22 protein-coding genes are annotated in these 22,477 nt (G+C 70.9%); 13 read left to right on the top strand and 9 right to left on the bottom strand.

The window, feature by feature from the left end:
* Nucleotides 1–14: 14 nt before the first annotated feature.
* The 3 genes from ACI2K6_RS14295 (at nucleotide 15) to ACI2K6_RS14285 (ending at nucleotide 3,394) form a co-directional block, all read left to right on the top strand.
* Nucleotides 15–1,727 (top strand): LuxR C-terminal-related transcriptional regulator, encoded by a 1,713-nt coding sequence (locus ACI2K6_RS14295; RefSeq protein WP_404568892.1) that lies wholly within the window; start codon nucleotides 15–17, stop codon nucleotides 1,725–1,727.
* 192 nt (nucleotides 1,728–1,919) lie between these two features.
* Nucleotides 1,920–2,273: a helix-turn-helix transcriptional regulator gene (locus ACI2K6_RS14290; protein WP_354452101.1), complete on the top strand. Its 354-nt coding sequence runs from the start codon at nucleotides 1,920–1,922 to the stop codon at nucleotides 2,271–2,273.
* Complete coding sequence (locus tag ACI2K6_RS14285) at nucleotides 2,270–3,394, top strand: hypothetical protein (RefSeq protein WP_404568891.1); 1,125 nt, start codon at nucleotides 2,270–2,272, stop codon at nucleotides 3,392–3,394. Before ACI2K6_RS14290 ends, ACI2K6_RS14285 begins: the two co-directional genes overlap by 4 nt.
* A 147-nt stretch (nucleotides 3,395–3,541) precedes the next feature.
* On the opposite strand, the gene ACI2K6_RS14280 is transcribed toward ACI2K6_RS14285, so the two are convergent.
* Together ACI2K6_RS14280 and ACI2K6_RS14275 are read right to left on the bottom strand one after the other, a co-directional pair.
* Nucleotides 3,542–3,997: a MarR family winged helix-turn-helix transcriptional regulator gene (locus tag ACI2K6_RS14280; RefSeq protein ID WP_404568890.1), complete on the bottom strand. Its 456-nt coding sequence runs from the start codon at nucleotides 3,995–3,997 to the stop codon at nucleotides 3,542–3,544.
* Between the two features lie 111 nt (nucleotides 3,998–4,108).
* Nucleotides 4,109–4,864, bottom strand: coding sequence for an SDR family NAD(P)-dependent oxidoreductase (locus ACI2K6_RS14275; RefSeq protein ID WP_274179390.1), 756 nt, complete (start codon nucleotides 4,862–4,864; stop codon nucleotides 4,109–4,111).
* A gap of 78 nt (nucleotides 4,865–4,942) precedes the next feature.
* Here ACI2K6_RS14275 and ACI2K6_RS14270 point away from each other — a divergent pair, with 78 nt between their 5' ends.
* Nucleotides 4,943–5,209, top strand: a complete 267-nt coding sequence (locus ACI2K6_RS14270; protein ID WP_404568889.1) for a hypothetical protein — start codon at nucleotides 4,943–4,945, stop codon at nucleotides 5,207–5,209.
* 31 nt (nucleotides 5,210–5,240) lie between these two features.
* Here the strand turns inward: ACI2K6_RS14270 and ACI2K6_RS14265 are convergent, their stop codons facing one another.
* On the bottom strand, nucleotides 5,241–5,618 hold the full coding sequence (locus ACI2K6_RS14265; RefSeq protein ID WP_274179388.1) for a MerR family transcriptional regulator: 378 nt from the start codon (nucleotides 5,616–5,618) through the stop codon (nucleotides 5,241–5,243).
* Nucleotides 5,619–5,773: 155 nt separating this feature from the next.
* Here ACI2K6_RS14265 and ACI2K6_RS14260 point away from each other — a divergent pair, with 155 nt between their 5' ends.
* Nucleotides 5,774–7,303, top strand: coding sequence for a SulP family inorganic anion transporter (locus tag ACI2K6_RS14260; RefSeq protein WP_404568888.1), 1,530 nt, complete (start codon nucleotides 5,774–5,776; stop codon nucleotides 7,301–7,303).
* Between the two features lie 30 nt (nucleotides 7,304–7,333).
* Here the strand turns inward: ACI2K6_RS14260 and ACI2K6_RS14255 are convergent, their stop codons facing one another.
* Complete coding sequence (locus tag ACI2K6_RS14255) at nucleotides 7,334–7,522, bottom strand: hypothetical protein (protein WP_282501494.1); 189 nt, start codon at nucleotides 7,520–7,522, stop codon at nucleotides 7,334–7,336.
* Nucleotides 7,523–8,320: 798 nt separating this feature from the next.
* Between ACI2K6_RS14255 and ACI2K6_RS14250 the strand changes: the two genes are divergently transcribed.
* The 4 genes from ACI2K6_RS14250 (at nucleotide 8,321) to ACI2K6_RS14235 (ending at nucleotide 12,380) form a co-directional block, all read left to right on the top strand.
* The gene (locus ACI2K6_RS14250) at nucleotides 8,321–9,664 is read left to right on the top strand and encodes an HNH endonuclease (RefSeq protein WP_404568887.1); all 1,344 of its coding nucleotides are present in this window, start codon (nucleotides 8,321–8,323) and stop codon (nucleotides 9,662–9,664) included.
* 245 nt (nucleotides 9,665–9,909) lie between these two features.
* A complete protein-coding gene (locus ACI2K6_RS14245) occupies nucleotides 9,910–10,362 on the top strand; it encodes a helix-turn-helix transcriptional regulator (RefSeq protein ID WP_274179384.1) in 453 nt (150 codons plus the stop codon).
* 52 nt (nucleotides 10,363–10,414) lie between these two features.
* Nucleotides 10,415–10,711 carry an ATP-dependent DNA ligase gene (locus tag ACI2K6_RS14240; RefSeq protein WP_112617853.1) on the top strand — a complete coding sequence of 99 codons (297 nt, stop codon included), beginning with the start codon at nucleotides 10,415–10,417 and terminating at the stop codon, nucleotides 10,709–10,711.
* A 118-nt stretch (nucleotides 10,712–10,829) separates the two neighbouring features.
* A complete protein-coding gene (locus tag ACI2K6_RS14235) occupies nucleotides 10,830–12,380 on the top strand; it encodes a UDP-N-acetylmuramoyl-L-alanyl-D-glutamate--2,6-diaminopimelate ligase (RefSeq protein ID WP_404568886.1) in 1,551 nt (516 codons plus the stop codon).
* On the opposite strand, the gene ACI2K6_RS14230 is transcribed toward ACI2K6_RS14235, so the two are convergent.
* Nucleotides 12,314–12,700: a hypothetical protein gene (locus ACI2K6_RS14230; RefSeq protein ID WP_114587647.1), complete on the bottom strand. Its 387-nt coding sequence runs from the start codon at nucleotides 12,698–12,700 to the stop codon at nucleotides 12,314–12,316. The genes ACI2K6_RS14235 and ACI2K6_RS14230 overlap by 67 nt on opposite strands.
* 163 nt (nucleotides 12,701–12,863) lie before the next feature.
* On the opposite strand from ACI2K6_RS14230, the gene ACI2K6_RS14225 reads away from it, so the two are divergent.
* The 4 genes from ACI2K6_RS14225 (at nucleotide 12,864) to ACI2K6_RS14210 (ending at nucleotide 16,386) form a co-directional block, all read left to right on the top strand.
* Nucleotides 12,864–13,232 (top strand): hypothetical protein, encoded by a 369-nt coding sequence (locus tag ACI2K6_RS14225; protein ID WP_112617855.1) that lies wholly within the window; start codon nucleotides 12,864–12,866, stop codon nucleotides 13,230–13,232.
* A 133-nt stretch (nucleotides 13,233–13,365) separates the two neighbouring features.
* Nucleotides 13,366–14,388, top strand: coding sequence for an SDR family oxidoreductase (locus ACI2K6_RS14220; RefSeq protein WP_404568885.1), 1,023 nt, complete (start codon nucleotides 13,366–13,368; stop codon nucleotides 14,386–14,388).
* 25 nt (nucleotides 14,389–14,413) lie between these two features.
* Nucleotides 14,414–14,929: an ASCH domain-containing protein gene (locus tag ACI2K6_RS14215; protein ID WP_354452118.1), complete on the top strand. Its 516-nt coding sequence runs from the start codon at nucleotides 14,414–14,416 to the stop codon at nucleotides 14,927–14,929.
* A 152-nt stretch (nucleotides 14,930–15,081) separates the two neighbouring features.
* Nucleotides 15,082–16,386 carry an alpha/beta hydrolase gene (locus ACI2K6_RS14210; protein ID WP_404568884.1) on the top strand — a complete coding sequence of 435 codons (1,305 nt, stop codon included), beginning with the start codon at nucleotides 15,082–15,084 and terminating at the stop codon, nucleotides 16,384–16,386.
* 7 nt (nucleotides 16,387–16,393) lie between these two features.
* Here ACI2K6_RS14210 and ACI2K6_RS14205 read toward each other — a convergent pair whose 3' ends face one another.
* Genes ACI2K6_RS14205 through ACI2K6_RS14190 form a run of 4 tightly spaced genes read right to left on the bottom strand, consistent with a single transcriptional unit; the run spans nucleotide 16,394 to nucleotide 22,448 of the window.
* Complete coding sequence (locus tag ACI2K6_RS14205; RefSeq protein ID WP_404568883.1) at nucleotides 16,394–18,904, bottom strand: bifunctional lysylphosphatidylglycerol flippase/synthetase MprF; 2,511 nt, start codon at nucleotides 18,902–18,904, stop codon at nucleotides 16,394–16,396.
* 55 nt (nucleotides 18,905–18,959) lie between these two features.
* The gene (locus ACI2K6_RS14200) at nucleotides 18,960–19,850 is read right to left on the bottom strand and encodes a hypothetical protein (RefSeq protein WP_404568882.1); all 891 of its coding nucleotides are present in this window, start codon (nucleotides 19,848–19,850) and stop codon (nucleotides 18,960–18,962) included.
* A 47-nt stretch (nucleotides 19,851–19,897) separates the two neighbouring features.
* Nucleotides 19,898–20,911 (bottom strand): LacI family DNA-binding transcriptional regulator, encoded by a 1,014-nt coding sequence (locus tag ACI2K6_RS14195; protein ID WP_404568881.1) that lies wholly within the window; start codon nucleotides 20,909–20,911, stop codon nucleotides 19,898–19,900.
* Entirely contained in the window at nucleotides 20,904–22,448 is a 1,545-nt protein-coding gene (locus ACI2K6_RS14190; protein WP_404568974.1) for a sugar ABC transporter ATP-binding protein, read from the bottom strand. The genes ACI2K6_RS14195 and ACI2K6_RS14190 overlap by 8 nt, the downstream gene beginning before the upstream one ends.
* Nucleotides 22,449–22,477 lie beyond the last annotated feature (29 nt).

Here is a 22,477-nt window from a genome sequence, read left to right as displayed (position 1 = left end):
CAGAAGGGCGGCGGATGCCACGACACCCGCTTCTCGACGAGGCCCGCTCCGCGTGGCGACGCCGGGAGACCGAGACCGCGGTCCGCGCCGCACTCACCGCACATGCCGCCGGGGATGCCGACGGCCTCGCACTGGCCTGCTCGATCGGGATGCGCGGCTACCGCGCCGACCTGCTCGCCGCCCACCGGGACGACGTGGCTGCATTGCCGGAGGGGATTCTGCGCGAGGGCGTGCTCGCGATGCTGCAGATCGGCGACGGCGACCTCGACAGCGCTGTGGCCCGCATCGTCGCGCTCGCCGAGGTGCCGCTCGCGTCGGTGCCGGGGCCCGTCGCCGGGGATCCGCTCGAGGGCGAGGGGATGCTGCTGCCGCTGCTGCTGTCCTACGTCGCGACCGGCTGCGTCGCATCGGCGTCGTGGGTGCCGGCGCGACGGTGCATCGACGCGGCCCGGGCGGTCATGGCCGCGGCATCCGCTGTCGAGGGCCGGGTCGCGGCCCCGGAGCACGTGGCCTTCGACCTGCTCGGTCTCGACGCGATGGTCGAGCAGCACACGGCAGCGGGGGATGCCGCGCGGCGTGCCCTCATCGAGACCCTGGCGCCGCTGCGGATGCGCAACAGCCTGTCGCCCGCGCATGCGCTCGCCCTCGTGAGCCTCGGCAGTGTCGAGCACCTGTCGGGCCGGCTGGGGGAGGCGGCGCTCAACCTCGCGCGCGGTGCGCGCCTCGCACCCGCGTGGCGGCCCGGGGTGCGCCTGCACGCCGAGGTCGAGCTCGCGTTCGTCCGCGTACGCCAGGGGCGGTGGCGCGAGGCGGCCGAGGCGGTGCGCGCGACGACTCCGCCGACCGGGTCGATCGAGCACGACTGGCTCGAGCCCCAGGCGCTCGCGGTACACGGGCTCTTCCTCGCCCTCCGCGGCGACATGGACGCGAGCCGGCCCGTGCTCGACCGAGCCGCACTGCTGTGCCGCGACACCCCGTCGTTCCTCGCGCAGATCGTGATCACGCACGCCCGCATCATGATGGCGATCTCGCTCAGCGAGTGGCCGGCGCTGCGGCGGGCGCTCGAGGATGCCGCCGAGCCCGGGTACCGGCATCCGTACCGGGTCGACGAATGGCGGATGCTGAACCTGCTCGCCTCGTGGCACCTCGGCCGGGTCGACGAGGTGCGGCGCGGCGTGGCCCTGTGGACCGCCCAGCCCGGAGCTGACCAGAGCGCGTACGCCTGGGCCTTCGTGTCGATCCTGGCGGAGCACGACGAACGGTACGGCGAGGCGACGAACGCGGTCGACCGGGCCCTCGCGCTGCTGACCCTCGACCACGACCCGCTCGGGCGGGCCTGGGTGCGCGTCGTCGCCGGCATCCATTACAGCCTCTTCGGTGCGCACGGCCGGCCGGATCCGCGGCGCGCGCTCGTCGTCTACGAAGACGCCAGTGCCGAGCTGCAGGAGCTCGGCGCGGGCGGGCTGGCGCGGCGGTACGACGAGGCGGTCGCCGCGACGACGACGGAGATGCAGCGCGGATCGCGCGGCGGCGACCCGACGGCGCGACTGACCGAGCAGCAGCGGAAGGTCGCCGACGCCGTCGGGCAGGGCTACACGAGCGGCGAGATCGCGGGCCTGCTGCACCTCTCGAAGCGGACCGTCGACTACCACGTCGCCAACATCATGCGACGCCTGGGGGTGTCGAGCCGCCGCGAGATCGCCCGCGTGCTCGGCGGGCGGCGCTGAGGTGGGTCGGCGCGCGGGTGCGCGGGTGCGCGGATGCGCGGGTTCGTGTGCGCGGATACAAGGGATCGTGTGCGACGCGCCGGGGATGCGGCATCCGGGTCGGGGTGTCGGATCGGATGCCTTGCATCGCGGCACGGGCGGCGGACCAAGGCGAAGGGGCTATCTCTAGGTATATAGAGATAGCATGCGGTCATGCAGCCGCTCACACGCATCACCCCGGCGACCGTCGATGTGCTCGAGGCCCTGATCAGCGAGTCCGAACCGGTGTGGGGGCTGCGCATCGTCAACCGCACCGGCCGGCCCGCGGGCAGCGTGTATCCGATCCTCGAGCGCCTCGAGTCGATGGAGTGGGTGACCTCCGAGTGGGAGGTCGACCCGAACCGCAGCGGGCCCCGGCGGAGGCTGTACCGCCTGACGCCCGACGGCCTCGTCGCAGCCCGCGCCGCCGTCGACGCTCACGCGGTGCGGATGCAGCGCCGCCGAGCGCGTCGGCACGAGCCCGAGCCCGGACGCGGCCGGGGCGACGCGAGGGGAGTGATCGCATGAGCCTCGATCTCGTCCTTCGGGCGGTGAGCCGGACGATGCCGGTCGCGTCGCGGGCACGTCATCTCGAGCAGTGGCGGGCGGATGTCGCCGGGGCTCCCGAAGCCGGGGTGCGCCGGGGGGATGTCGTGCGCGGTGCGATCGCGGTCGCCCTCACCGCGGACCGTGACTCTCCGGTGCTGACCGGCGAGCCCCGGGGTACCGCCTCGCGCCGGCTGAGTCGGCGGGGTGTCACGCTGCTCACCGCGGTCGGGGCGACGTCGGCCGCGCTGTGGCTGACCGGGGATCTCACCTCCCCGGAGGTCGCCATACCGGCTGTGGTCGAGATCGCGCTCGCCGTCGGCCGTTCCGCGCTCAGCGTGCTCCTGTTCGGGGGAGCGCTGCTCGCCATCGCCCTCTTCATCGGCGCGGCCGCGCTGTCGCGGTCGGCGGTCGTGAGGTTCGCGTTCGCCGCCACCGCGCTCGGCATCCCCGTGCTCGCGCTCGCCGCGGTGCGCCCCGTGGCGGCTGGGGTGAGCGCGGCGGGCGTCGGCCTCACCGTCGGCGGTGCCGCGATCGGGCTGGCCGGCGCCTGGCGATCGACGCCGCTCGCCCTGGAGGACCGCTCCGCATCGCTGGCTCGACGGCGGCCGGTCGCGATCGCGGGGCTCGTGTCCGTCACGGCGTTGCTCGTGCTCGGCGCCCTCGATCTGCTGGTGTGGAATCCGCTCGCCAAGGTGCCCGGCTACGAGTTGGACGCCATCTACGCCGCGATGATCGCGGCCGACGGGTTCGACCCGGCGTTCGCTGCGGGGGCGGTGGCTGTGTGGGTCGGGGTGTGGCTGGTGGCGGCGGCCGGTGTGACTGTCGGCTCGCTGACGAGGGGCGGGGCGTGGCTGACGCCCCGCCGGCTCGGCATCCTGTACCTCTCGATCATCGGGGCCGCGCTGTTCCTGCGACTGTTCGCCGGATTCTCGATCGGGATGTCGATCGCCGACACCTTCGCCACCTCGGGCGGTGACGTCTCAGCGCTGTCTCAGGTCTTCCACCTGATCGGGCCGCTCAGTTTCGCCGCGGCGCTTCTCCTCTTCGGCTGGGCCCCGGCCGGGCGTCGGACGACGGGCGTGCCGGTCGCCGCGGCCTGAGCAGAGATCCGGTCTCTGGCTGCGCGGTGCGCGGTGCGCGGATGCAAGGGATCGTGGGCGACGCGCCGGGAGAGCGGCATCCCGATCGGGGTGTCGGATCGGAAGCCTTGCATCGCGGCACGGGCGCGGGCCGGCATGCGTGGGAGGTCAGGCCGCTTCGGCGGCGATCCGCATGCGCGAGAGGAAGTCGACGAGCACGGCGGCGGAGCCGGCGGGCATGTCGGCGATGACGTCCTCGACGCGGTGCTGCACGTCCGTACCCGACTGGCGCAGGTTCTCGACCGGGCGATCACCGAGCGTCACGAAGACCTTGCGACGGTCGAACGGATGCGGCTGGCGCCGCAGATACCCGGAACGCTCGAGGCGATCGAGCATCGCGGTCGTGCTCGCGGACGAGATCCCGAGCTCCTGGGTGATGTTCGACGGGGTCAGCGCGACGTCGCGATCCTGCGCCTCGATGAGCTTCTCGAGCGCGATCAGGTCGTTCTCGCACACGAGCATCGAGTCGCGCAGCCGCAGCCGGATGGCGCCCTCGGCGGCCTCGTACGCCCACAGCGCGTCGAGGACTGCCGATGCCGACGATGTCTCACCCTGCACTGCCATGACGACTCCCCGTATTGATCGACCTAGCGGCTCAGTCTGTCCGAGCATCCGGCCGAACGGGAGCCCTTCCCGTGGGAGCGCTCACCTGATATGGGCGAAGGAAGGTGAGCCTCAGTGGACCGAGAACCCGCCGTCCACGGCGATCGACTGGCCGGTGACATAGGCCGAGCCCGGGCCGGCGAGGAAGATCGCCGCGGCGGCGAAGTCGTCCGGCACGCCGTTGCGCCCGACGAAGGTGCGAGCGGCCAGCGCGTCGACGACGTCGGGGTTGCTCGCGAGGCGCTCGTTGAGGCGAGTGAGGACGAAGCCCGGGACCAGCACGTTCGAGGTCACCCCGGATGCCGACCACGCCTCCGCCTGCGAGCGGGCGAGGCCCTCGAGGGCGGCCTTCGACGCGCCGTAGGCGCCGCTCGATGCGAAGGCGCGGCTCGCCTGCTGCGAGCTGATCGAGATGATGCGGCCGTACCCGCGCTCGATCATCCCGGGGGCGAATCGCTGGCCCAGGATGAAGGGGGCGTCGAGGTTGACCGCCATCGTGGCATCCCAGGCGGGCTCGTCGAGTTCGAGGAGGGGAGGGCGGATGTTGATGCCCGCCGAGTTCACGAGGATGTCGATGTCGCCGGCCTGATCGGCGAGCTCGTGGCAGCCGGCACGGGAGGACAGGTCGGCGACGATCCCCGACGCGAGCCCGCCCTCGGAGCGGATCTGCCCGACGGTCTCGTCGATCAGGTCACGACCGCGGGCCGCGACGATGACCTCTGCCCCCGCGGCGGCCAGCGCCTCGGCGATTCCCCGGCCGATGCCGGAGCTCCCGCCGGTCACGAGGGCGCGTCGGCCGGAGAGCCCGAAGAGGCTGTACAGATCCATGCGTCCAGCGTACGGAGCGAAGCTGTGTTCGGATAACGCCCTGGCGAGGATCGAATATATGTTCTATCCTCGGTTGTCATGACCGACACGACGAGCGCTCACGACGTCACCCTCTGGCTCGTCGACGACGTCCCGGCGCGGATGTTCTACGCGGGCAGGCGATGGAGCGTGAACGACATCCCGACCCGCCTCCGCGACTCGGTCTGGTCCCTCGCCGCCGACGACGATCGGCGACGGGGGCTCTACGGATGGCGCTTCCAGGCGACGGATGCCGACGGCGAGGCGTTCGTGTTCGACGTCTACTGCGGCGAGGGTGGCTGGTACGTGCACCGGGCCTACGCCTGAGGTCCGGGGCCGCTCCGCCGTCTCGCGTCGATCAGATGACGCTGAGCTGCTCGAGGAACTCGTCGGCCATCGCGACCTGCCGGGTCAGCTTCTCGCGCCGCTCGGTCGCGCCTGCCCGGATCGTCTCGAGGCGGGCGCGCAGCTCCTCGTCGGCGGGGGCGGCGGTGAGGGCGTCGACGACATCGAGCAGTTCACGCATCTCGTCGAGGCTGTAGCCGAGCGGCTTCATGCGGCGAATGAGCAGGATGCGGGCCACGTCGTCCTCCGTGTAGAGGCGGAAGCCCCCATCGGTGCGCGCGGACGGCGTGACGAGGCCGATCTCGTCGTAATGGCGGAGCGTGCGGAACGACAGCTCGGTGCGCTCGGTCACCTCTCCGATGCGCATGGTCACCTCATCGCGATTCGACATCAAACCTCACGTTACGTTAGATTCTCGTCGGCGCCATTCTGCGCCGCCCCCTCATTCTTCCCGCGTCGGACAGCCGGCGCTGCGCGGGCTGCGCGACCACCCCGCCCGCGCGATCACTCCGCCCGCGTCGTCGGGCGCCGACCGAAAGGCACCGAGTGACCGCCGTCACCCCCGCCCGCGACAGCGCCGCGCGCTATCACATCGAACCGACCGTCCTGCAGGCTCTGCGCAGCCCTCGACTGCTGACCCGCGAGGTGCTGGCGGGGCTCGTCGTCGCCCTCGCGCTCATCCCCGAGGCGATCGCGTTCTCGATCATCGCCGGAGTGGATCCCCGCGTGGGGCTCTTCTCATCGTTCATCATGGCGGTCGCGATCGCCTTCCTCGGCGGCCGCCCGGCGATGATCACGGCTGCGACGGGGGCGATCGCGCTCGTCATCGCGCCCGTCGTGCGCGAGTACGGCATGGACTACTTCATCGCCACCGTGCTTCTCGGGGGCGTGATCCAGATCGTGCTGGCGGTGCTCGGCGTCGCGAAGCTCATGCGGTTCATCCCGCGGTCGGTGATGGTGGGATTCGTCAACGCGCTCGCGATCCTCATCTTCCTCGCGCAGATGCCGCAGCTCTTCGGTGACGGCATCCCGTGGCTCGTCTGGCCGCTCGTCGCCGCGGGGCTCATCATCCTCGTCGCGCTGCCGCGGCTGACGAAGGTGATCCCGGCCCCGCTCGTCACGATCGTGCTGCTCACGGCGGCGGTCGTGGCGTTCGGCTGGCAGGTGCCGACGGTCGGCGATCAGGGCGAGCTGCCCTCGAGCCTGCCCGAACTGTTCGTGCCCGACGTGCCGCTCACCCTCGAGACACTGCGCATCATCGCGCCGTACGCGCTCGCCATGGCGGTCGTGGGCCTGCTCGAATCGCTCATGACCGCCAAGCTCGTCGACGACATCACCGACACCCACTCGCGCAAGACGCGCGAGGCTCTCGGCCAGGGCGCCGCCAACATCCTGTCGGGCGCGTTCGGCGGCATGGGCGGGTGCGCCATGATCGGGCAGACCATGATCAACGTGAAGGCTTCGGGGGCGCGCACGCGCATCTCGACGTTCCTCGCCGGGGTCTTCCTGCTGATCCTCGTGCTCGCGCTCGGCGACGTCGTCGCGATCATTCCGATGGCGGCACTCGTGGCCGTCATGATCATGGTCACCGTGGCGACCTTCGACTGGCACAGCATCCGTCCCGCGACCCTCCGGCGGATGCCGAAGAGCGAGACGGCCGTCATGCTCATCACCGTCGTGGCGACGGTGTGGACCCACAACCTCGCGATCGGCGTCATCCTCGGAGTCATCGCCGCGATGGTGATGTTCGCTCGTCGCGTCGCCCATTTCGTCACCGTCACGCGAACCCTCGACGCCGTCGGTGACGAGCCGGTCGCCCGATACGAGGTCGTCGGCGAGCTCTTCTTCGCCTCGAGCAACGACCTCACCACGCAGTTCGCGTACGCCGACGATCCCGCCCGCGTCGTCATCGACATGACCCGCTCGCACGTCTGGGACGCCTCGACGGTGGCCGCGCTCGACGCCGTCGTGAACAAGTACGAGCGGCACGGCAAGACCGTCGCGATCGAGGGACTCAACGCGACCGCATCCGCTCTGCACGGCCGCCTGAGCGGCAACGTCGTCGGCGGGCACTGACCCGCGGCCGCGCGGTTGCGGGCGGTTCGGTCAGTACGCGGTGAACGACACGAAGGATGCCGGACCGAATCGTCCGGTGGTGGGGTCGAGGTAACGCAGCCCCAACGTCACCGGTCCGGCGGTCGGCACCGAGAACCGCGAGGTGTACCGGCCGTCGGCATCGAGCGCCATCGGCTGATCGCGCCACGGCACCGCCTCGCCCACGCGGGCACGCTGCATCTGGAGATTCGGCTGTCCCGTCGCGGCCAGATCGAAACCCGCTGCGGTCGCGGGAGGCGGCGTGGTAGTGGGGCTCGGAGCGGGCGTGGGTCGCATACGCCTCGTACGGGAAGGCGTCGCAGACGATGGTCGCCGTGACGACCTCACCGTGCGACTTGTCGGCGACGAGGATGGGGCGGGCGGACGCCCCCCCTCGCGGCTGGTCGCGCCCGACGAGCACACGGAGCCGACGTCGCCGCGCTGCCATGACCGCTTGCGGGCGTTCGGGCAGCCCCATGAGGCCGTGAGAGTTGCGCCGTCGATCTCGATCCAGGACGGACGGATGGCTCCCGAGCGGCCTGCTGACCTGGTGCCCGCGTGCGACCGAGCGGCCACCGCGCGGGAGCGGAACCTGATCGTGCCGACCCGGGTGGGCGGCTCGGCGGACGCGGGGGTGAGGCTGGTGGCGCGAGTGCGGGCGCGGTCGCGGTCGCGGCTGCGGGTGCGGGCTCCGGCGCGCGGCCGGTCGCGCCGGAGGGAAGTGCGGGTCCGGGTGCCCGTTTCGGAGGGAGCCGGACGGGCGTTCGTCGCAGGGTGCATGTTGATGAGACGTTCGAGGCGACGGATCGTGACGCGGAAACCCGAAAAAAGTTGCGGGGGGAGCCTCGTCGGATGAGATTCGGACCGAGACTGATGGCCTGGCTCGGGGATGCTGGATTGTGGTTTCGTCGATTCCTCCCCAATCGGTCGAGCGAACCGCGTTCTCGCATCGAAGATAAGTTCGACCCGAATGTCGTAACCCGCTGCGACAATGGGAACATGACATCGAATAGCGGTCGCAGGCTCGGAGGCGAAGGCGCCTCGGGTGGGTCGTCGCACGCCGCGGCTTTCGCGGGGTTCGCTGAGGCCCTCGACCTCTTCCATGTCGGGGATGTCGCGCGAATGCGGGCGTTGCCGGAGCTGGGCAGGTCGGCTCTGCGTGAGGCGCGTCGCGACGGGGTACGAGGTATGACGTCGGACATGGAGCTGCGTTCGGTCGCAGCCGAAGCCGCCGGGATGGCGCGACTCACCGACCGGCGCCTGCAGGGTGAGATCGACCACGCGATGACCGTCATCGATGACTACCCGGCCGTGTTCGAGGCGTGGGTGCAGCGGCGGATCGAACGCGGACACGTCGATGTGGTCGTGCGGGTCGGCGCGAGGGTGCCCGCCGAGGTGCGCGATTCGTTCGCGGAGGCGGCGATCGCGGTGTGTGAGCGGGATGTGCCCTCCCGGGTGCGGGGAGCGTTGGATGCATTGGCGGCCCGGTTGCATACACAGAACTTCACCGAGCGGCACAAGGCCGCGGCGGCGGAGCGGTGCGTGCGGGTCTTCCACGGGACGGACGGGATGTCGAACCTCGTCGCCAACCTTCCGACCGTCATCGCCGCCGGGATGCTCGACAGACTCACCCAGATGGGACAGTCGGTGAAGGATGCCCGGGCGGAGAGTGATGCCGCCGACACGCGGACGATGGATCAGCTCCGCGCAGACATTCTGGGCGACCTCGTCCTCGGCGGGGCGCCGGTGGTGGACCCGACGTATGGGATCGATCGGGCCGGTGGGCTGGGGGCGATCCGGGCACGCGTGCAGGTCGCCGTCACCGCCGAGACGCTGATGGGGCGTGACGAGAACCCCGCCGAAGCGGTGGGCGCTGCGCTGATCGATGCGGATACGGCGCGCGAGCTCGCCGGGCAGGTCAGCGAGTGGGACCGGCTGTTCATCGACCCGGTCACCCGCACCCCGGTCGAGATCGACACCTACCGGCCCGCGGCTTCGATGAAGAAACTGTTGATGGCCCGGGATCAGCACTGCCGGTTCCCCGGATGCCGCCGTGCCGCGATCCGCTGCGAGCTCGACCACACGATCGACTACGCCCTGGGTGGGCACACCCACATCTTCAACCTCGCCCACCTCTGCCAACGACACCACTCCATGAAGCAATTCACGAAATGGGAGGTCAGGCAGATCGGCGACGGCGTTCTCGAATGGACCTCGCCCCTCGGCCGGGTCTACCGCGAAGACGTCCCCATACCGGCGGTCTGCTTCACCATCAACACCACGGATCCGCCGCCGCGTGCCGCACCCGGCGGACCGCCGCCGGACGAACCGCCACCGTTCTGAGCCTGCCCCCGGACTCCGCGCACGAATGTTGGGAAGTCGCGTCACGATTCGGGCTTCGGGCATCCCCTCCATGAGCGCATCGCGTGTGCTCGGGCTCGACTCGCTGGGGTCGCTGTTCGCTGCGGTGGCCGAGACCTACGCGGTGGCCGGACGTCCGCGTGACGCTGGGCTGTACTCCTCGAGGCCCTCGCCGTCGCCGACACCCTGCTGGGAGCCGGAACTCTCGACGCGACCGTACGCGCAGCATGCCGCAGCCACGGCGGAAGCGATCGCGCTCGTCCTCCGCGGCGACCCCGCCGAGGCGACCCTCGCGCAAGGATCGGCTCGGCGTCCGCCTGGCTCATCACGCCGGCGACGTCATCGCGCCATTCATCAGCGTGCCGCGAGAGCAGCTGGCCCCGCTACGAGAACGCCTCCGCGAGCGCCGTCCCGACCTCGCCGCCGCGGTTGCCGACGCGACGGAGGAATTCCACCGGCGGGAACCACGCGCGTCACAGGCGCTGCCTGCCCTGACACCCCGCGAGCGATCCGTCGCCTCGGTGATGCGAGGCGGCAAGACCTATGGCGAGATCGCCGGGGAGTTCACGGTCTCCATCAACACGATCAAGTCGCAGATGCGGTCCCTGTTCGCCAAGCTCGGCGTATCGACGCGCGATGAGGCCGTCGTCGTGCTCGAGCGTCACGGCTTCTATCTGTGAGCGGATGATACGCCCCGGCCCCGCGTTGCCCGCAGCCGCCTAAGCTGTGCCGGTGGGCAGATTCTTCTACGACAACGCGGCCAACTTCGTCGAGATCGACGACCGTGCGCTCGCGCATCTCCGGCTGGTTCTGATGACCAAGCTGCGGCGCGGCGAACCGCTGATGTTCGAGACGACCTCGCCGCACGGCACGAGCCGTCGCGATTTCTGGCTGCACCCCACGATCTCGGTCCAGTTCCAGTTCGCCGGCAGCCGCCAGCCGCAGATCAACCCGAAATGGATCGACGCCCTCATGGAATCGGCCAACAGCGCCGACGGTCTGCGGATGGTGCCCGAGCCCCAGAGCTGACGTTCTCCGTCTTAAGCGGCGCTTACGTTACGGTGCCAATCTCAGGCTCCGACGTGTTCTTCCCGCGGGTGACCGCCCGTTCATGGAACTGTCGAGTCAGAGATCGATGGGGCGGTACATGCAAGACGCTGGGGAGGGTCGGAAACTCGACCCTGATTGGTGGGCGACGGGGGTCGCCGGGGGGAACGTACCCGGCGGTCGCCTGCGCGGCGACAGCCGCACCGTGCAAGCCGGCGACGTCTTCGTCGCGCTCGGCCGAGACGAACGGGTCCGCGAGCACATCACGCAGGCGCTCGAGCGCGACGCGGCTCTCGTCCTGACCGACGCGAGCGTCACGCACGTCGATGCGCGGGTGCGCGGCATCCCGAACCTGGCCGCCGTGATCGGGCGGCTGGCCGACCAGTACACCGGTCGTCCGTCGGCCGACATGACATTGGTGGGCGTGACCGGCACGAACGGCAAGACCTCGACGGTGCAGCTCCTCGCGCAGAGCTGGGAGCTCCTCGGACGCCGCGCCGCCACCATCGGCACACTCGGAGCCGGCCTGTTCGGCGCTCTGGCGAAGACGTCGCTCACAACCCCGTCGGTGGTCGACATGCACGAGCTCCTCGCCGACATCCGGCGGGCCGGCGCCGACGTGGTCGCGATCGAGCTGAGCTCGCACGCCCTCACGCAGGGAAGGGTCGAGGGATGCCACTTCGACATCGCCGCGTTCACGAACCTCACCCGCGACCACCTCGACTACCACGAGTCGATGGAAGCGTACGGCCAGGCGAAGCAGGGCGTCTTCCGCCTTCCGGGTGTGCGCGCCGCGGTGCGGAACATCGACGACCCCTATGTCGCGGGCATCGCGCTCCCCGCGGGACTCGACGACGTCACCGTCTCGACGTCCGGCGCAGCGGCGGCGACGGTCCGCGCCGACGACATCCGGATGCGCGCTGACGGCGCCGACTTCACTCTCGCGATCCAGGACGACCGCTTCGAGGTAGCATCACCCCTCATCGGCCGGTTCAACATCGACAACCTCGCGATGACGGCGGGCATCCTCCGCGCACAGGGCGTCGCCCCCGGCGCCATCGCGCGGGCAGTGGGGGAGATCCGCCGGGTACCCGGACGCATGCAGGTCGTGTCGCCCGGCGCCGGCCCGCAGGTCGCCGTCGACTACGCCCACACGCCCGACGCCCTGCGGCAGGCCCTCATCGCCATGTCAGGCGGCGCCGGCCAGCTGACCGTCGTGTTCGGCTGCACCGGCGACCGCGACCGTGGCAAGCGACCCGAGATGGCCGTGATCGCCGAAGAGCTCGCACAGACGATCATCGTCACCGACGACGATCTGCATCACGAAGACGGCGACGCGATCGTGGCCGACATCCTGGCCGGTTTCCGCTCGGTCGAGAACGTCCGCGTCATCCGCGATCGAGCGGCCGCGATCACGATGGCCGTCGCCCCCGCCGGTCCCGACGACATCGTCCTCATCGCCGGCAAGGGCCACGAGTCGGTGCAGATCATCGGCGACGACGCCGTCGCCTCCGACGATGTGTCGATCGCCACGGCCGCCCTCCGGGAATGGCGCGAGAAGCACGCCGCCGGAAGCGGCGACTCTCAGTTGCCGAGGGTCGAGGGCTCGCCCGCGTCGTCCTCCGCGGTGCTCTCCGACGGCTCGAAATGACCGAGTGACTTCTCCTGCAGGAAGGCGCAGAGCTCTGCAGCGATCTGGAGCTCGTGAGTCAGTGCGTTGAGCTCGTGACTGGTCAGGACGAGAGTGTCGGGCGCGCCCTCGATGGAGACGCACCAGTCGAGGTCGTCGCCCGCCGGCCGCGGCTCGATGTACACGGCGTTCGGCGCGTTCGTGAGCGGGACGAGGACGAGGCCCGTGTCGGCCCCGTCGGAACCGTCCTGCACCGCCACGCGCACCTCCTCGCCGGCGCCGCGAGCGTCGATGAACTCAGCGACCCAGTGCTCGAGGGTCTGCTTGCTGTGAAAAGGCACGTTCTCTCCCGGCCGTAGGCGCTCGTCAAACCGCCCGAGCGTAACACCTCCTCGGCCGGGAGAATCCCGGGCAGACCCGGATGCGACGGGTAGTTCGATTCATCGTCGTATCCAACCCGAAATGACGGGCGATCTCGTTCGATATATGACAAAATCCCACGTGATGAGCGATGACATCCCGCGGGTCCCCGTGCGGACCAAGACCCTCCTGGAGGAATGGGTCGCCGAGTTCCTCGAACAGGGGAAAGTTCCCGGCGTCTCGGTCAAGGTCGCCATCCAGGACGGGTCGGACGGGCTCGACACCGGACTCGTCATCGTGCACCTCGAGAATGCGCCCGCCGACGTCTACATGCAGCCGCGGGCGATCGACGACCCCGAGTGGGAGGCGACCCTCACCGCGCGGTCCGACGACCTCACCCTGACGCCCTATCAGATGGCCGGTCTTGCCGCCGAGGTCGCCTTCGCCGGCAACCTGTGCACGTTCCTGCAGTTCAAGTCGATCGAGTGGGACCGGATGTCGGGCATGCGCTGATCGCGCACGCCGAGACCTTTCCCTAGACCATCGCACCCTGCCTGGCAACAGGTGCGTTCCCGCGCGCTCGCGTGCCGACAATGGTCGCGATCGCGAGCTTCCACCGTGGATGCCTCGGTGGAAGGAGATCGTCATGGCTGCAGCGAGCGGGCGCGGAGTCGCCGTCGTCACCGGGGGAAGCGCGGGCCTCGGTCGAGCCATCGTCCGTGAGCTCGCGCACCGCGGCTGGGACGTCGCGGTCCTCGCGCGCGGACGTGACGGCCTCGACGGCGCTGTCGCCGACATCGAGGCGGCGGGCCGGCGCGCGCACGCGGTGTCGGTCGACGTGGCCGATGCGGACGCCGTCGACCGGGCCGCCGCCGATGTCGAGGGCGCCCTCGGCCCGATCGACCTGTGGGTCAACAACGTCATGTCGGGGGCGATCGCGACCTTCCTCGACACCTCGGCCGACGACTTCGACCGCGCCACGGCTGTCACCTACCTCGGCACCGTCAACGGCACCCGCGCGGCGCTCCGGCGGATGCGCGACCGGGGCCACGGACACATCATCCAGATCGGGTCGGCGCTCGCCCACCGCGGCATCCCGCTGCAGGCGGCCTACTGCGGCGCGAAGCACGCGATCCACGGCTTCACCGATTCCGTCGTCTCCGAGCTCACACACGAGAAGAGCCGCGTGGCCGTCTCGATCGTCGACATGCCCGCCCTCAACACGACGCAGTTCGGATGGGTGAAGTCGAACTTCTCGCAGCATCCGCAGCCGGTGCCGCCCATCTTCCAGCCCGAGGTCGGTGCCCGAGCCGTCGCCGACGTCGCCGACAAGCCGCGCCGGCGCACGTGGGTGGGGGAGTCGACCGTCGGGCTCATCCTCGGCACCCGCGTCGCCGGGCGCTTCCTGGACTGGTACCTCGCGAAGAACGCCTGGGAGGGGCAGTTCGCCCCGCAATCCGACGCCGCCACGACCGCGCCGAACCTCTACGAGCCGGTGCCCGGTGATCACGGCGCCCACGGCGCCTTCGACGATCGTGCGCGGAACGGAAGCGTGCAGACCTGGGCTATCCGTCACCGCGCCCCGCTGTACACCGCGGCGTCGGCGGCGGCATCCGCGGCGCTCGTCGGCCTGATCGCCGGCGCGAGGGCGGTGACGCGGCGGCGCTGAGACCGGCGGGTGCGAGGATCGCGGGATGAGCGAATACAGCGGATCATCCCGTGCCCTGCCCCTCGATGAAGCCGCCGCGGCCGAGATGTGGGAGCAGTACCGGACGGCGCACCCCGAGGCCGTGCTCGCTGCACCCGAGTACACCGTCGAGCACTTCGGCGACAATGCGCGCCTGGCCGATGAGCTGCTCGGCATCGTTCTCGCCGGCGGCAAGCGCGCCACCGCCGAGCTCGTCGCCGACTTCGTCGCCCGCGGCGATCTGATCCCGCGGATCGGATCGCACTGGATCGCCTGCGACAGCACCGGCGCTCCGCGCATCATCATCCGCACGACCGAGCTGCGCCTGGGGCCGTTCACGAGCGCGGATGCCGCGTTCGCCGCCGACGAGGGCGAGGACGACCTGTCGCTCGAGAGCTGGCAGCGCGAGCACCGGCGCTACTGGACGCGCGTCGCCGCCGCCCGCGGGGCGGAGTGGTCGGAGGGCGAGGACATCGTCTTCGAGCGGTTCTCGGTCGTCTGGCCGCCCGAGCACGCCGACTGAGCCCGCCCGGCTGGCGGCCATCTCCGACCTGATGAAACCGCCGCGAAAACCGGGCGGCGCGCGGGGTCGAGCACGCGGCCCGGTTTACGCTGTGGACGGGTCGGTGAGCCCGCCGCGCCATCCCGGCTCGACGCGACCCTCGGGAGGTCGATGTGAACTGGCTGCTCGACATCAACATCCTCTCCGGACCGGCCGTCGTGATCACGTGCATCCTCGCCGCCCTCGCGTTCGTGTCGCTCGTCGTGCTGCGACCCAGCCGGCGCTGGCAGCGTCGCCGGTGGACGCTGACCGCTGCGGCGGCGGCCGTCGCCGCGGGTCTGTTCGGGATGGCGCTGACGTGGCTGCTGGCGGATCACTACAACCTGTTCGGCGTCGTCCTCACCGCCGATTCACGGATGTGGGTCGCACTCGGATTCGCCGCCATCGGAGTCGCCCTCGCCTCGCTGTGGCGGCCGACCTGGCGACGTGCCGTCGCCGCGCCGATCGCGATCGTGCTCTTCGCAGCTACCGCGGCCATGGGCGTGAACATCGCGTTCGGCCAGTACCCGACCGTGCGCACCGCGCTCGGACTGCCCGCGTTCGGCGCCGCCGATCTGCCGTCGCTCGACGGCGGAGCCGACCGCCCGACGATCGCGGGCTGGACCGCCCCCGACGGGATGCCGTCGACGGGCGAGGTCGGCACGGTCACGATCCCCGCCACCGACTCCGGATTCGCCGCCCGCCCGGCCGTCATCTACCGCCCGCCCGCGGCTCTCACCGACAACCCGCCGCTGCTCCCGGTGCTCATCGTGCTCTCAGGACAACCGGGGCAGCCCCAGGACCCGCTGATCGCGGCGCACCTGCAGCAATCGCTCGACGCCTACGCCGCGGCTCACGACGGCCTCGCGCCGATCGTCGTCTCGCCCGACCAGCTGGGCTCACCCGACGCCAACCCGATGTGCATCGACTCGCCGCTCGGGAAGTCCGCCACCTACCTCACCGTCGATGTGCCGACGTGGATCAAGGCCAACCTGCCGGTCCTGGACGCCCCCGACTTCTGGGGGATCGGCGGGCTCTCGCAGGGCGGTACGTGCTCGATCCAGCTCGGGTCCGCCCACCCCGAGCTCTTCAGCGCGATCCTCGACGCCTCGGGTGAGGAGTTCCCCTCGCTCGGCGACGAGGCGACGACGATCGCGCAGGGCTTCGGCGGCGACCGGGCCGCGTACGAGGCGGCCAAGCCCGCCGCGATCATGGCCGCTCACGCCCCTTATCGCGATATGACCGCGGTGTTCGGCGTGGGCAGCAATGACGCCGGCTTCCTCCCGGGTGTGCAGCGGATCTACCAGGCGGCGCAGGCCGCCGGAATGGATGCCACCTACGTCGAGGCCCAGGGGAGCGCCCACGACGCGACGTCATGGTCGTACATCTTCCAGCAGGGGCTGACCGTCATCGCGGACCACTGGGGTCTGGGCCGCTGAGCCGCCGCTAGCGCAGCGCGCCCGCCATGCGCACCGCCTGCGACAGGGTCAGCGTGGGCAGGTAGCAGCGGGTGAGCGCGACCCCCAGCGCGGGGAGCATCGCCGGGTCGGGGTACACGGCCCACAGCGGCACGAACTCGGGCTGGAACTTGCGCTTGAAGTTCAGCAGCGACCGGAACCCGTAGGCCGGCTCGAGCAGCCCGCCCAGCAGGTCGAGCAGTCGCGCGACATTGGTGCGGGCGGCGTCGTCACCGAGCTGCGTCGAGGCGAGCGGCGACCCCGACAGGCTGAGGAGCGTCAGCCCGTCGCCCTTCATCCGGTCGGCGGCGGCGCCGATCACGAACTCCATGATCCCGTTCATCGCATCGCCCCGCCGGCGCATGAAGTCGAGGGTGTATCCGGTCACCGTGCCGTGCTCGAACATCGGCAGCCAGCTCGTGACCGCTTCGATCCGGCCGCTCTCGTGGACCGCCATCATGATGCGCACCGCCGGGTCGTCGAGCTCGTCGACGCCGCCGAGGGTGAACTCCATCTCGGGCAGCGACCGGTCGGCGACCCAGCCCTCGGAGATCTCGCGGATCTGGGCGTGCTGGCCCGCGCTGAGCTCGCGCCATGAGGTCCACACCGCGGTGATGCCCGAGCGGGATGCGCGGTTGGTGGCGGTGCGGATGTCCTGGCGCTTCTTACCAGCCGTGTTCCAGTCGGGCAGGTGGAGCACGGCTTCCTCGGCCACCGGCATCCGCTGCCAGCCGAGATGATCGAAGATGCTGCCCTCGCGTGCGTCGACGCTGTAGAACACCGCCGTCCAGCCGTGGGCTCCGCAGAACTCCACGAAGTTCGACACGACGTCGGGGCGGTCGTGATCGGGGCCGAAGGGGCCGCCGAGGGTCACCGCGATGGTGCCGCGCACGCGGTAGGCGATCGCAGCGTCAGCGTCGGGAGCGAACCAGTACGAGTTGCCGCGCCAGGTCGACATGAACGACAGCGTGTCGCCCCCGCCCCGCTCGAGCACGCCCCGGGCGCGCAGGCGGTCGGGTGCGTCGAGCACGGTGCGCGGATTCAGGAGCACCCGAGCGACCGCCACGATCAGCAGCATCCAGAACACCAGCGACGGCAGGTACCACAGTGCCTGCGCGGCGGCCGATTCGGGCACGAACTCGACGATGTCGGAGGGGATGAGGGTCGGCGGCACGAGGCGCAGCGGGAGCGCCCGCAGCACCATCACGGCGTCGATCCCCGGACGGAAACCGTCGGCGAGGAGGAGCGTCCCGGCGAAGGAGGCAGCGAGCGTCAGGGCGGTGCCGATCGCCACGGTGAGGGCGAACGTGCGCTTGGCCGCCGCGGCCGTCGAGACGCGCGCCGCCCCGCGGAACGCGATCAGTACGACCGCCACGGCCAGCGGCACGATCGCCCCGACGATGACGCCCGTGAGCGTCTGCCAGACGAAGTCGGCGGTCTCGGGGTCGACGGCGGCGCCGATCGCGGCGACCGTGTCGGGCTCGATCACGAGGAAGGTGTAGACCATCCCCGCGAAGATCGCGAGATTGATGGCGACCGCGACCGCGAGCGCGATGCGCCGCCCGCCCCGGATGCCCCAGGCCGCGAGCAGCAGGACGATCAGCGGCAGCAGCGCCACGACACTCGACCAGCCCTGCAGATCGGCGATCGAGGAGAAGTCGTCGGGGCAGGGCGCGCCGGGCGAACCGAAGGCGCACACCTGACCGTCCACCACGCTCAGCGGATCGATGGAGAGGTACCCGTAGATCGACAGCAGCCCGGCGCCCGAGCCCGACGCGGTCGCCACGACCGGGCCGATCGCGGTGATCGCGACGATGGCGGCCAGCAGGACGCGCTTCTCGTAGTACGAGCTGCGCACCAGCCGGAAGCCGCGGACGCGGCCCCCCAGTGCGAAGCCGAGCGCGAAGCCGACGGGAACCGCGAGGAGCGAGAACAGATCGTTCGCGCCGCCGGAGTAGAGGTAGAGCGTGATAGCGGAGAAGAGCGCCAGCAGTCTCGTGCGGCGGCGCCAGATCGTCCCGAAGAAGGAGCTCGCCGCCATCGCCGTCGCCAGCAGCGGGGCGGTGGGCGAGAAGACGTCGACAGCGGGTGCGTTCAACGGGATGCCGGCGAGGTAGGTCTGCTCGAACAGATCGATGGCGAACCCGAGGAACGACGCCGCGACCCCGCCGACGACGTACGCGATCGCGGTGCGCAGGCTTCCCATGGCGCGCTCCGCCACGCCGACGACGAGGATCACGAGGACGACGAACGCGACGAGCGCCGGCACCGTCTCCACGACGAAGAGCGAGGTGAGCGAGCTCCACCAGTGACGCACTGCGGCGCCAGCCGGGTCGGCGTCGTCGACGGGGATGAAGCCCCAGTCGATCGGCTGGAAAATCATCCCCGCGACGCTGAGTCCGATCGTCAGGGCCGCGATCAGCAGCGTCACCGGTCGATGGCGCAGCCACGAGCGCGCGCTCGTGGCGAAGGTACGCAGGTCGCGCAGGGGTGACGTCACCTGACGCACGATAGTGGCTCCGCCTGTGGGCGCAGAGTCCACGCACAGCTCACGCTCATCCGGCTCGAACAGAGCCGAACCACAGCGCGAAGTAGTAAGCGAAGTTGCGGTTGCCGTACGACGAGCACGGGCCGCCCGAGCCCCACCCCGCCGACAGCGCGGCCGGGTCGGGCTGGTAGGGCGTGTAGTTGTACAGCGCCGCCGTCGCGTCGTTCTCGATCGCGACATCGGTTCCCCCGCAGGCGGGGTCGGGGTGGAAGGCGATGAAGTGCGTGCCGGGCTGGCGCATGAAGCTTGATGCGCGGTACGAGGCCAGGTCGGTCGCCCCCGCGACGATCTGCGCGCCCACGCCTTCGTACTCCGGGTCGCAGGGAGCGGTGTCGGGACAACTCGCCCCCATCGCCGCCCGCAACCGTCCCTCCGTGGGCGCCCGGGCGGCGCGGCCCTCGACCAGCGACTGCTCCTTCTGCAGGGTGACGAGGATGACGCGGGCCGAGATCCCGCAGGCCTCCTGCACCCGGTGGATGATCTCCGCGACCGGCAGCTCACCCCCCTCGATCGCGCGGCAGATGACGTCGCCGGTGCGTTGCGAGACCCGAGCCTCACGCGACGAGATCCCCGCGGTGGCGACGTTCAGACACGCGTCATTGGCGCACTCGCCGATCCGATCGTCGAGGAACGCCTGGATCTCGGCGGCGGAGAGCGCGTCGTGATCGAAGAACAGGGCGTCGTCGATGAGGTTCCCGGGATCGATGTCACCGACGTTCGGCGGGAGCTCCCGCGGCTCCTCGGCCGGCTGCGGCTGCGCGCCGGGGAGCGCCGAGAGATTCGCCGCCGTCCCCCCGATCGCGACGATGACGGTGACGAGCAGTGCGGGGACGAGAACGAGCACAGCCGCGATCCCGATCCGGCGACGGCGCCGCCGCGTCCGGGATCGAGAGGCCATGGGAACGATCGTGCCGCACCCGGTCACGAGAACGCTGGGAGCGGCGCTCAGCCGTCCGACACCGACGACTGCCGGACGATGAGGCGGGTCGGCAGCGGGGTGGCCTCGGTGACGACATCGGGCTGCTCCACCACGAGCAGGACCTTCTGCATGATCAGGGCCCCCAGCGCCGGGAAGTCCTGCTCGACCGTCGTGAGCGCGGGATGGAGGAACGCCGCCTCGGGGACGTTGTCGAATCCGACGATGCCGACGTCCCCGGGCACCCGCAGACCGCGTTCGCGCAGCGCCGACAGTACTCCGATCGCCATGTGGTCGTTGCCCACGAAGATGCCGTCACCCGCGGCGATGTCGCTCTCGATCGCGATGCCGAACCCGCTCGCAGCCGACCAGTCGCCGTAGGTGAGCGGCGGGATGTCGAGCCGCCTCGCGACGAGCTCGTCGCGCCACCCGCGCACGCGCTCGGCGGCGTCGGGATTGCGGGCGGGACCCGCGATGTGGTGGATGCGGCGGTGACCGCTCTCGGCGAGGTGGCGCACGGCGCTCCGCGCCCCCCGGTACTGGTCGATCGACACGAGCTGCGGATGCGGCCGGCTGGTGGCGGCGACGGCGACCAGCGGGATGTCGAGCTCGAGCCCCTGAATGGCCGCGAGCACGTCGAGGTCGACCACGATGAGGACGATCGCGTCGACGCGCTGGCGCAGCAGGCCGTCGATCGCCGACCGCACGGCGGCGACGTCGCTCTCCGGCGAGCTGATCGCATCGACGTTGTAGCGTTCCGAGCGCGCGGCGAAGTTGAAGTGGGTCGCGACGGAGGTCGGCCCGAACTGCACCGTCCCCGGCGTGATCAGACCGATCGTCCGGGTGCGGCGGGTCACGAGCGCCCGCGCCGCGGGAGAGGGGCTGTAGCGCAGCTGCGCGATCGCCTTCTCGACCCGCTCGCGTGTGGCGGGCCGGACGTTCGGCATGTCGTTGAGCACCCGCGACACCGTCTGATGAGAGACACCGGCGAGTCTCGCGACGTCGAAGATGTTCGCTGCCCGGGGCGTGCGCGCGTCAGTCATCGGCCTCTTCGGTCTTGTCGTCGGCGCGCGCCACGAGGGCGATCAGCAGGTCGGAGCTGAGATCCGCGGCCGGTACGACGTGGGCGATGCGGCCGTCGCGGACGACCGCGATGGTGTGCGAGACCCGCAGCACCTCGTCGAGCTCGGCCGAGATGTAGACCACCGAGACGCCGTTGTCGGCGAGCTCTCCGACCAGGCGCTGCACCTCGGCCTTCGCGCCCACGTCGATGCCCCGCGTGGGCTCGTCGAGCACGACCACGCGGGGAGACAGAGCCAGCAGCCGCGCGAGCAGGACCTTCTGCTGGTTGCCGCCGGAGAGCTCCCGGGCCGGGCGGTCGATGTCGGCGGGTCGGATGTTGAGGGCCTCGATCCAGCTGCGGGCGAGCTCGCGGGCGCGGGCGGCGCCCACGGGGCGCAGGACGCCGCGCTGCGCCTGCAGGGCGAGCGTGATGTTCTCGAGCACGCTGAGGTCGCCCAGCACACCGTCGGTGCGGCGGTTCTCCGACGAGTAGACGACACCCCGCCCGATCGCCGACCGCGGGCCGTGGCCCCCGAGCGGGGTGCCGTCGAGGAGCACCGTGCCCTCGTCGAGGCCGTCCACGCCCGTCAGCGTCCGGGCGAACTCCGTGCGTCCGGAACCCAGCAGGCCGGCGAACCCGATGACTTCGCCCTCGGCGAGCTCGAGGTCGAACGCATGTCGCGTGCGGCTCGACCGTGCTCCCCGGACCGACAGCACGACCGGCCCGTCGCTCAGCGGCGCGATGTCGTCGTCGATCGCGGCGAGGCGGGCTGCGGAGTCGCCGAGCATCTTCTCGACGAGCTCGACGCGCAGGAGCTCGGTGGTGGAGTACTCGCCGACGAAGCGGCCGCCGCGCAGCACGGTGACCCGGTCGCACAACTCGTAGACCTGGTCGAGGAAGTGAGACACGAACAGCACCGCGATCCCGCGAGCGGTCAGCTCGCGGACGACGCGGAACAGCTCGGCGACCTCGTCGGCGTCGAGGCTCGAGGTCGGCTCGTCGAGCACGAGCACCCGCAGGTTCGATCCCGAGACCGCGCGCGCGATTGCCACCAGCTGCTGCACGGCGAGCGAGTGCGACGACAGCAGCGAACCCGGGTCGATCGAGACCCCGAGGGACTCGAGCGCCGAAGCGGCGCGGCGCCGCATCTCGGCATGGTCGATCAGCCCGAACCGGCGGGGCTCGCGTCCGAGCGAGACGTTCTCGGCGACCGTGAGGTTCGGCAGCAGGTCGATCTCCTGGTAGACGGTCGAGATGCCCGCCGCGAGCGCGTCCGCGGGGCGAGCGAGGTGCACCGGTGCGCCGTCGAGCAGGATCTCGCCGGCGTCCAGTCGGAGCGCGCCGGTGATCGCCTTGATGAGCGTCGACTTCCCGGCGCCGTTCTCGCCCATCAGCGAGTGCACCTCGCCCGCGAACAGCCGCAGATCGACGTTCGCGAGCGCCTGCTCGGGGCCGAAGCGCACGTCGGCGCCGCGCACCTCGAGCGTCGGCGCCGCCTCGGGATCCATGCGCACCATCATGCCGCCCCGATGCCCCGCCGCGCTGC

This window comes from Microbacterium sp. NPDC006705, from assembly GCF_044903545.1.
Taxonomy (GTDB): Bacteria; Actinomycetota; Actinomycetes; order Actinomycetales; family Microbacteriaceae; genus Microbacterium; species Microbacterium plantarum.
The sequence above is the reverse complement of the archived record's forward strand: the minus strand, read 5'-3'. Positions and strand labels throughout refer to the sequence as shown.